This is a genomic window from Alicyclobacillus acidoterrestris, from assembly GCF_022674245.1.
Taxonomy (GTDB): domain Bacteria; phylum Bacillota; class Bacilli; order Alicyclobacillales; family Alicyclobacillaceae; genus Alicyclobacillus; species Alicyclobacillus acidoterrestris.
In genome coordinates this window covers 4,090,001-4,097,500 of record NZ_CP080467.1, presented here as the reverse complement: position 1 = coordinate 4,097,500, position 7,500 = coordinate 4,090,001, and the positions used below count along the sequence as shown (strand labels likewise).

Below are 7,500 nucleotides of genomic sequence, written 5' to 3'. Positions count from 1 at the left end.
TAGGTGACTTCATGCCTGCAACGTTGATGAAACTGTTCAGATGTAGTGTATCAGGCAACCGGTTCATGGGCGGGTTACTTTGGGTTCTACAAGACCCGCGCTGTAGTGGATGTCACGTGGGATACTACATCTTTTTACCGCAGATTTAACCATCAATTCTTCGTAAGTAAGGGTTGCGCATGTGTTAAGTCTGTGATATAGTAATACGTGCTCTTCCACTTTGCCTAGTGGCGTTTCGGAAGAGGATACGTCGAAGTGGCGGAATCGGCAGACGCGCACGTTTGAGGGGCGTGTGGGGAAACCCGTGCGGGTTCAAGTCCCGCCTTCGACACCAATGTGCCCTTAGCTCAGCTGGATAGAGCGTTTGACTACGAATCAAAAGGTCGGGAGTTCGAATCTCTCAGGGCACGCCAGTTATGCGGGTGTAGTTCAATGGTAGAACTTCAGCCTTCCAAGCTGATAGCGTGGGTTCGATTCCCATCACCCGCTCCAGTTGTGAGCCATTAGCTCAGTCGGTAGAGCACCTGACTTTTAATCAGGGTGTCCCGCGTTCGAGTCGCGGATGGCTCATCTTGCCGAAGTGGCGGAATTGGCAGACGCACACGACTCAAAATCGTGCGGGAAACCGTGCCGGTTCGAGTCCGGCCTTCGGCATTTTTGTGGGGGCGCTTAGCTCAGCTGGGAGAGCATCTGCCTTACAAGCAGAGGGTCGGCGGTTCGAACCCGTCAGCGCCCACCACACGCGGAAGTGGCTCAGGGGTAGAGCATCGCCTTGCCAAGGCGAGGGTCGCGGGTTCGAATCCCGTCTTCCGCTTATGGTTGCGAAAGTGGGTTGCTTCGTTTACTTGTGTAAACGTGCATCAAGTATGCCGTCTAAGTGGACTGATGCAACCTACCTTTTGCGGCAATGGAGAGATGTCCGAGTTGGTCGAAGGAGCACGATTGGAAATCGTGTAGGCGGCTAAAACCGTCTCAAGGGTTCGAATCCCTTTCTCTCCGCCAATCATGCGGGTGTGGCGGAATTGGCAGACGCACTGGATTTAGGTTCCAGCGGGAAACCGTGGGGGTTCGAGTCCCTTCACCCGCATTTAATGGCGCCATAGCCAAGTGGTAAGGCAGAGGTCTGCAAAACCTTTACCACCGGTTCGAATCCGGTTGGCGCCTCCAGTTTCTTAGACAAACCGTAGATACATGTTTTACCTTATGTCGCGGGGTGGAGCAGTTGGCAGCTCGTCGGGCTCATAACCCGAAGGTCGCAGGTTCAAGTCCTGCCCCCGCAACCATCTTGGCTCGGTAGCTCAGTCGGTAGAGCAGAGGACTGAAAATCCTCGTGTCGGCGGTTCGATTCCGTCCCGAGCCACCAGCAACACCTGTTTTATTTGCTAGACTTGCGACGTGTTGCAAGCGCGGCTATAGCTCAGAGGGAGAGCACCACCTTGACACGGTGGGGGTCATAGGTTCAATTCCTATTAGCCGCACCAACGCGGAGAGATGTCCGAGCTGGTCGAAGGAGCACGACTCGAAATCGTGTAGGCGGGAAACCGTCTCAAGGGTTCGAATCCCTTTCTCTCCGCCACTGTGGCGGCGTAGCTCAGCTGGTTAGAGCACACGGTTCATACCCGTGGCGTCGGTGGTTCGAATCCACTCGCCGCTACCACGTATGCCACCTTGGCTCAGGGGTAGAGCGGCTCACTCGTAATGAGCAGGTCGTCGGTTCAAATCCGACAGGTGGCTCCATACGGAGGGGTACCAAAGTGGCCAACTGGGGCGGACTGTAAATCCGTTGCGAAAGCTTCGAAGGTTCGAATCCTTCCCCCTCCACCATTTTCCTGTGACGACCTGTGTGTTGTCGTCGGGTAGTGATGGCTGAAATGTAGGTTTCAGATGTGGTGAGTGTGGCGAAGGGGTTAACGCACCGGATTGTGATTCCGGCATGCATGGGTTCGATTCCCATCACTCACCCCACGTTGGGGAATAGCCAAGCGGTAAGGCAACGGTTTTTGGTACCGTCATGCGAAGGTTCGAATCCTTCTTCCCCAGCCATGTGCCCTTAGCTCAGCTGGATAGAGCGTTTGACTACGAATCAAAAGGTCGGGAGTTCGAATCTCTCAGGGCACGCCATCTAGCGATATAATGACGGAGCATAGCGCAGCTTGGTAGCGCGCCTGCCTTGGGAGCAGGAGGTCGTGGGTTCGAATCCCGCTGCTCCGACCAATCGAGGTCGCTTTGGCGGGATCGGTGAAGATAGGAATATGGGGGTATAGCTCAGCTGGGAGAGCACCTGCCTTGCAAGCAGGGGGTCGTCGGTTCGAATCCGTCTACCTCCACCATGGCCCTATCGTCTAATGGTTAGGACGCCGCCCTCTCACGGCGGTAATAGGGGTTCGAATCCCCTTAGGGTCACCAAGTTTGGGTCATTAGCTCAATTGGCAGAGCATCCGACTCTTAATCGGCAGGTTGAAGGTTCGATTCCTTCATGACCCACCATATTGACGCGGGGTGGAGCAGTTGGCAGCTCGTCGGGCTCATAACCCGAAGGTCGCAGGTTCAAGTCCTGCCCCCGCAACCACGTGGAGCTGTGGTGTAGAGGCCTAACATGCCTGCCTGTCACGCAGGAGATCGCGGGTTCGAATCCCGTCAGCTCCGCCAGATTCAAAAATGGTGACACATAATGGTGTCCCCTGCATATGCGGTCGTGGCGGAATTGGCAGACGCGCAAGATTCAGGTTCTTGTGGGGGCAACCCCGTGGAGGTTCAAGTCCTCTCGACCGCACCAAATTTGGGCCCATAGCTCAGCTGGCTAGAGCGCACGACTGATAATCGTGAGGTCGGTGGTTCGAGTCCACCTGGGCCCACCATATGATTGAAGAAGACCTTTGGGGGAAATCTCCCAAGGGTCTTTTTTGTTGTGTTTGCAGTTTGGGTAACGCCGCCACTGTCGTAGTAGCTAGTGGTCGTCCGTGTCGGCGTGTGCTCTGGTATGGAGATAGATGTGAGTGGGGGCGGGATCGAAATAGAAATGCGGTTGCCGTTGTCGCGAACATGATTCGCTGGTTGGCTGTGGCGGCAGTTTGTCCTGCCACCACAGCTATTTTGCAAACACCAGTGAGTCGATTTGTGTGATGGTGGGTTGTTGTTCCACCCACGATCCCGCTGGCACCTCATTCGGGTTATAGAAAAATAGCGCATCTGGCACGATATTGAGTCCCTGTAAATCGGCGGACGCCGCGGCGATGGCGGATGAGGTGGGGGTATCGTAGATCGATCCGTTGAGAACAGGCGTAAATTGGTAGGCACCATCTACCACCTGGAAAATGACATCGTGAACGGTGTTGCCGTAGCCGCCTGCGTGCAGACGGTTGAGTACCACGTCGCCGACGGCCTCCTGTGCCTCTTGGGACTCGCCTTGTGCCTCAGCGCTGATGATGTGGGCTAGCCAGTACAAGTCGTCTTCCGTGGTCGTTTGGCCATTTGGCAAGGTGATTTTTTCTCCGACTTGAATTTGGTTGAAATCAGAGAGTTGCGGATTGGCGTCTTCTAATTGCTGCAATGTCATGCCGTTTTGTTGTGCAATGGACCATAGGGTGTCCCCTGGTTTTACCGTGTACGTAGCAGCCGCATAAACCACGGCTGGAACACTGAGGGTTGCTAGCATAATTGCGCACGTTCTCGTCAATCGTTTCGCTGGTTTTGTCATATGTACCTCCAAACACGACAAGGTGGAAATACTTCGCGAACCCTTGCGGCTCACGCTACCATTCTTACCAACCCTCTTGGTTGCGATACGTGCCGCAAGATGATGACGAGGTGACGAGAGCGTCGTCTGGATATAGCGCGTGTTTGGTGGAATTTCTATTTCTCCTGAAAACTTTTACAAAAGAATATTTGCGACCTGCCCGACAATCCCATATACTGATGTTAGTAAATACCCGCTATACATTACGGGTTAGTCGGTTTTAGTCGACGCGTTTTGGCATCTTGCTGAGATGTGCGAACTATCCGACAAACTGCGACCAATGGGGGAATCACATTGAAGACGGTTGATAATATTCTCGACTTAATCGGCCAGACACCCGTTGTTAAACTGCGGAACATGACCGGCGCTAATGACGCAGACGTGTACGTCAAGCTGGAATGGTTTAATCCTGGTGGTAGTGTGAAAGACCGGATTGCGAAGGCGATGATTGAGGCGGCAGAGCGCGATGGCCGTCTGAAGCCGGGCGATACGATTGTAGAACCGACCAGCGGAAATACCGGTATTGGGTTGGCGCTTGTCGCGGCAGCCAAAGGCTACCGTGCGGTGTTTACGATGCCGGAAACCATGAGTCAGGAACGCAAGAGCCTCCTTCGCGCGTATGGTGCAGATTTGGTGCTGACGCCAGGGAGCGAAGGAATGAAGGGCGCCGTGAACAAGGCTGCAGAATTGGCTAAGGAACACGGTTACTTCATGCCGCAACAGTTTGACAACCCGGCTAACCCGTTGGTCCATGAATTGACCACAGGCCCGGAAATCTTGGAGCAGCTCGATAAAAAAGTGGATGCGTTTGTCGCGGGCGTTGGTACCGGCGGTACGCTCACGGGCGTAGGTCGCGTTTTGCGCAAGGAAATCCCTGGCGTCAAAGTGGTTGCTGTCGAACCAGCGGCATCTCCGATTCTCTCCGGTGGTCAACCCGGTCCGCACAAAATCCAGGGGATTGGGGCAAACTTTGTTCCGACCATTCTAGATCGCGAGATTTATGACGAAGTGCGCACGGTAGAAAACGATACCGCGTTTGAATATGCACGTCGCCTGTCGAAAGAAGAGGGTCTTCTCGTCGGGATTTCCTCTGGCGCTAACGTATACGTGGCCCTTCAACTGGCGAAGGAATTGGGCAAGGGCAAGCGCGTGGTAACCGTGTCGCCGTCGAATGGCGAACGCTATTTGTCCACACCACTTTACCAATTCGACTGAGCAGCGGTGCGTGTGCCTGATGGGCACTGACATGAGGAGGATCACGATGGGCAAGGTACTTGTCTTTGGACACAAAAATCCGGACACGGATTCGATTACATCTGCGATTGTCTATGCGGACTTAAAACAACAACTCGGCGTTTCTGCAGAGCCTGTCCGTTTAGGCAATGTCAACGCAGAGACTCAATTTGTACTAAATCACTTCAACGTGGAGGCACCACGGCTTGTCGAGGCTGTGGCGGCTGAGGCGAGCGAGGTTATCTTGGTCGATCACAACGAGCGCCAACAAAGCGCCGACGATATCGATCAGGTGCAGGTCATTGAGGTGGTCGATCACCACCGGATCGCAAACTTTGAAACGAGCAACCCGCTGTACTATCGCGCAGAACCGGTGGGCTGCACGGCGACTATCCTCAATAAGCTGTACAAGGAACACAATGTGCCAATCCGCAAGGAGATTGCAGGCCTGATGGTCTCGGCTATCATCTCCGATACGCTGCTTCTGAAGTCACCGACCTGCACGCAGGAGGACGTCGCCGCGATTCGAGAATTGGCCGAAATTGCGGGTCTCGACATCGACGACTACGGCTTGCAAATGCTCAAAGCTGGTGCGGATTTAAGTGACAAGAGCATCGAAGATCTCATCTCGCTCGATGCCAAAGAGTTCACGATGGGCGACTTCAAGGTCGAGATCGCGCAAGTCAACGCGGTCGATACAAACGATGTATTGTCCCGCCAAGCTGAATTGGAGAAAGTGTTGCAGGGCGTTATTGACAAGAAGGGACTGGATTTGTTCCTGTTTGTCGTGACGGACATCTTGAACAACGACTCGATTGCAGTGGCGCTTGGTCATGCGGCGCATGCAGTGGAGACTGCGTACAATGTCAAACTGGCGGATAACAAGGCTGTGCTCAAAGGCGTTGTTTCGCGCAAGAAGCAAATTGTGCCTGTCTTGACCGACACGCTGAGTCAACTGAAGAAGTAAGCAGTACGTTCACGATTGTTGATTTTCTATCGCGCTAGACGCGTTCAAGGGATGATAGGCCGCCCACCGAGTAGGTGGGCGGCTTTGGTGTAAGATGTTTGCGTATTTTGATATGCGGGTTGGTAGCCTATCGCCGTGCGCTATCACCTTTGCATATTCGCTCGTCGATGAACTTTGAGCCGATGCTGCCATCCCAGAATTACGCTCAAATTACCTCTCGCGTAATTTCCATGCATTGATTGCTTGAAGACGCCCGCGATATGTGATATATTACTCATTGTCGCTTCGGCGGCGCGTGCGAAACTCATGCTTGTAACTTGTGGATGATTGGATGCGCTAGTAAATCTGATGCTATCATCAGTCGAAGCGCGTGATACAAAATTCACTAGTGACAACCGAAATGTTTCGTGGTACACTAATAGAGTTGCTTCGACAGAAGCGGTACTTGTTTGAAAGAATCACTTCGTCTGATTCCTCGTTGAATCAGCTTTTGTGGGGCTTTCGCAGCAGGTTTGGTTCCTTGAAAACTGAACACACACGCCTAAAAGTTTCGGTCGACGTGACCTTTGGTCACAGCGACGATTGAAACATATGTAACAACGCCATTTTTGAGAGTTTGATCCTGGCTCAGGACGAACGCTGGCGGCGTGCCTAATACATGCAAGTCGAGCGAGCCCTTCGGGGCTAGCGGCGGACGGGTGAGTAACACGTGGGCAATCTGCCTTTCAGACTGGAATAACACTCGGAAACGGGTGCTAATGCCGGATAATACACAGGTAGGCATCTACTTGTGTTGAAAGATGCAACTGCATCGCTGAGAGAGGAGCCCGCGGCGCATTAGCTAGTTGGTGAGGTAACGGCTCACCAAGGCGACGATGCGTAGCCGACCTGAGAGGGTGACCGGCCACACTGGGACTGAGACACGGCCCAGACTCCTACGGGAGGCAGCAGTAGGGAATCTTCCGCAATGGGCGCAAGCCTGACGGAGCAACGCCGCGTGAGCGAAGAAGGCCTTCGGGTTGTAAAGCTCTGTTGCTCGGGGAGAGCGACAAGGAGAGTGGAAAGCTCCTTGTGAGACGGTACCGAGTGAGGAAGCCCCGGCTAACTACGTGCCAGCAGCCGCGGTAATACGTAGGGGGCAAGCGTTGTCCGGAATCACTGGGCGTAAAGCGTGCGTAGGCGGTTGTGTAAGTCTGAAGTGAAAGTCCAAGGCTCAACCTTGGGATTGCTTTGGAAACTGCATGACTTGAGTGCTGGAGAGGCAAGGGGAATTCCACGTGTAGCGGTGAAATGCGTAGATATGTGGAGGAATACCAGTGGCGAAGGCGCCTTGCTGGACAGTGACTGACGCTGAGGCACGAAAGCGTGGGGAGCAAACAGGATTAGATACCCTGGTAGTCCACGCCGTAAACGATGAGTGCTAGGTGTTGGGGGGACACACCCCAGTGCCGAAGGAAACCCAATAAGCACTCCGCCTGGGGAGTACGGTCGCAAGACTGAAACTCAAAGGAATTGACGGGGGCCCGCACAAGCAGTGGAGCATGTGGTTTAATTCGAAGCAACG

General features: G+C 53.8%; 3 protein-coding genes, 28 tRNA genes and 1 rRNA gene (1 of these 32 running past the window's edge). 31 read left to right on the top strand and 1 reads right to left on the bottom strand.

All coding sequences use genetic code 11. The annotated features are described in order from the left end of the window. Positions 1-249: 249 nt before the first annotated feature. The 28 genes from K1I37_RS20230 to K1I37_RS20095 all read left to right on the top strand — a co-directional run bounded on the left by K1I37_RS20230 (position 250) and on the right by K1I37_RS20095 (position 2,858). Positions 250-334: transfer RNA gene (locus tag K1I37_RS20230), tRNA-Leu, on the top strand. A gap of 2 nt (positions 335-336) precedes the next feature. Next, positions 337-413, top strand: a tRNA-Arg gene (locus K1I37_RS20225). Between the two features lie 5 nt (positions 414-418). Then, positions 419-492, top strand: a tRNA-Gly gene (locus tag K1I37_RS20220). A 5-nt stretch (positions 493-497) separates the two neighbouring features. After that, a tRNA-Lys gene (locus K1I37_RS20215) sits at positions 498-570 on the top strand. Between the two features lie 4 nt (positions 571-574). Next, positions 575-654: transfer RNA gene (locus tag K1I37_RS20210), tRNA-Leu, on the top strand. A gap of 9 nt (positions 655-663) precedes the next feature. Beyond that, positions 664-739, top strand: a tRNA-Val gene (locus K1I37_RS20205). Positions 740-742: 3 nt separating this feature from the next. Next, a tRNA-Gly gene (locus K1I37_RS20200) sits at positions 743-814 on the top strand. A 95-nt stretch (positions 815-909) separates the two neighbouring features. Further along, positions 910-1,002, top strand: a tRNA-Ser gene (locus K1I37_RS20195). 5 nt (positions 1,003-1,007) lie between these two features. Then, positions 1,008-1,087 (top strand) — tRNA-Leu (locus K1I37_RS20190). 6 nt (positions 1,088-1,093) lie between these two features. Then, positions 1,094-1,167 (top strand) — tRNA-Cys (locus tag K1I37_RS20185). Positions 1,168-1,207: 40 nt separating this feature from the next. After that, positions 1,208-1,283: transfer RNA gene (locus tag K1I37_RS20180), tRNA-Met, on the top strand. 4 nt (positions 1,284-1,287) lie between these two features. After that, positions 1,288-1,363, top strand: a tRNA-Phe gene (locus tag K1I37_RS20175). Between the two features lie 43 nt (positions 1,364-1,406). Next, positions 1,407-1,481, top strand: a tRNA-Val gene (locus K1I37_RS20170). A gap of 4 nt (positions 1,482-1,485) precedes the next feature. Beyond that, positions 1,486-1,576: transfer RNA gene (locus K1I37_RS20165), tRNA-Ser, on the top strand. Between the two features lie 4 nt (positions 1,577-1,580). Continuing rightward, positions 1,581-1,657 (top strand) — tRNA-Met (locus tag K1I37_RS20160). 5 nt (positions 1,658-1,662) lie between these two features. After that, positions 1,663-1,737: transfer RNA gene (locus K1I37_RS20155), tRNA-Thr, on the top strand. 3 nt (positions 1,738-1,740) lie between these two features. Further along, a tRNA-Tyr gene (locus K1I37_RS20150) sits at positions 1,741-1,824 on the top strand. A 65-nt stretch (positions 1,825-1,889) separates the two neighbouring features. After that, positions 1,890-1,965: transfer RNA gene (locus K1I37_RS20145), tRNA-His, on the top strand. 3 nt (positions 1,966-1,968) lie between these two features. Beyond that, positions 1,969-2,043 (top strand) — tRNA-Gln (locus K1I37_RS20140). 1 nt (position 2,044) lies between these two features. Beyond that, a tRNA-Arg gene (locus K1I37_RS20135) sits at positions 2,045-2,121 on the top strand. 16 nt (positions 2,122-2,137) lie between these two features. Next, a tRNA-Pro gene (locus K1I37_RS20130) sits at positions 2,138-2,214 on the top strand. 40 nt (positions 2,215-2,254) lie between these two features. Beyond that, positions 2,255-2,330 (top strand) — tRNA-Ala (locus K1I37_RS20125). A 1-nt stretch (position 2,331) separates the two neighbouring features. Further along, positions 2,332-2,406, top strand: a tRNA-Glu gene (locus tag K1I37_RS20120). A gap of 5 nt (positions 2,407-2,411) precedes the next feature. Continuing rightward, a tRNA-Lys gene (locus K1I37_RS20115) sits at positions 2,412-2,487 on the top strand. Positions 2,488-2,493: 6 nt separating this feature from the next. Then, positions 2,494-2,569: transfer RNA gene (locus K1I37_RS20110), tRNA-Met, on the top strand. A gap of 3 nt (positions 2,570-2,572) precedes the next feature. Beyond that, a tRNA-Asp gene (locus K1I37_RS20105) sits at positions 2,573-2,649 on the top strand. Positions 2,650-2,689: 40 nt separating this feature from the next. Next, positions 2,690-2,776 (top strand) — tRNA-Leu (locus K1I37_RS20100). 5 nt (positions 2,777-2,781) lie between these two features. Beyond that, positions 2,782-2,858, top strand: a tRNA-Ile gene (locus tag K1I37_RS20095). Positions 2,859-3,088: 230 nt separating this feature from the next. Here the strand turns inward: K1I37_RS20095 and K1I37_RS20090 are convergent. Beyond that, a complete protein-coding gene (locus tag K1I37_RS20090) occupies positions 3,089-3,697 on the bottom strand; it encodes a cell wall hydrolase (protein WP_021295018.1) in 609 nt (202 codons plus the stop codon). Positions 3,698-4,024: 327 nt separating this feature from the next. Between K1I37_RS20090 and cysK the strand changes: the two genes are divergently transcribed. From cysK to K1I37_RS20075, 3 genes are all read left to right on the top strand, one after another. After that, positions 4,025-4,951 carry a cysteine synthase A gene (gene cysK / locus K1I37_RS20085; RefSeq protein WP_031217788.1) on the top strand — a complete coding sequence of 309 codons (927 nt, stop codon included), beginning with the start codon at positions 4,025-4,027 and terminating at the stop codon, positions 4,949-4,951. 46 nt (positions 4,952-4,997) lie between these two features. Beyond that, positions 4,998-5,936 (top strand): manganese-dependent inorganic pyrophosphatase, encoded by a 939-nt coding sequence (locus K1I37_RS20080; RefSeq protein WP_021295016.1) that lies wholly within the window; start codon positions 4,998-5,000, stop codon positions 5,934-5,936. A 604-nt stretch (positions 5,937-6,540) separates the two neighbouring features. Continuing rightward, positions 6,541-7,500, top strand: a 16S ribosomal RNA gene (locus tag K1I37_RS20075); it runs 572 nt beyond the window's last position.

Bases quoted from the DNA above. Each gene is read 5' to 3' on its own strand.
- K1I37_RS20090 (WP_021295018.1), bottom strand. From the start codon at position 3,697: ATGACAAAACCAGCGAAACGATTGACGAGAACGTGCGCAATTATGCTA.
- K1I37_RS20080 (WP_021295016.1), top strand. From the start codon at position 4,998: ATGGGCAAGGTACTTGTCTTTGGACACAAAAATCCGGACACGGATTCG.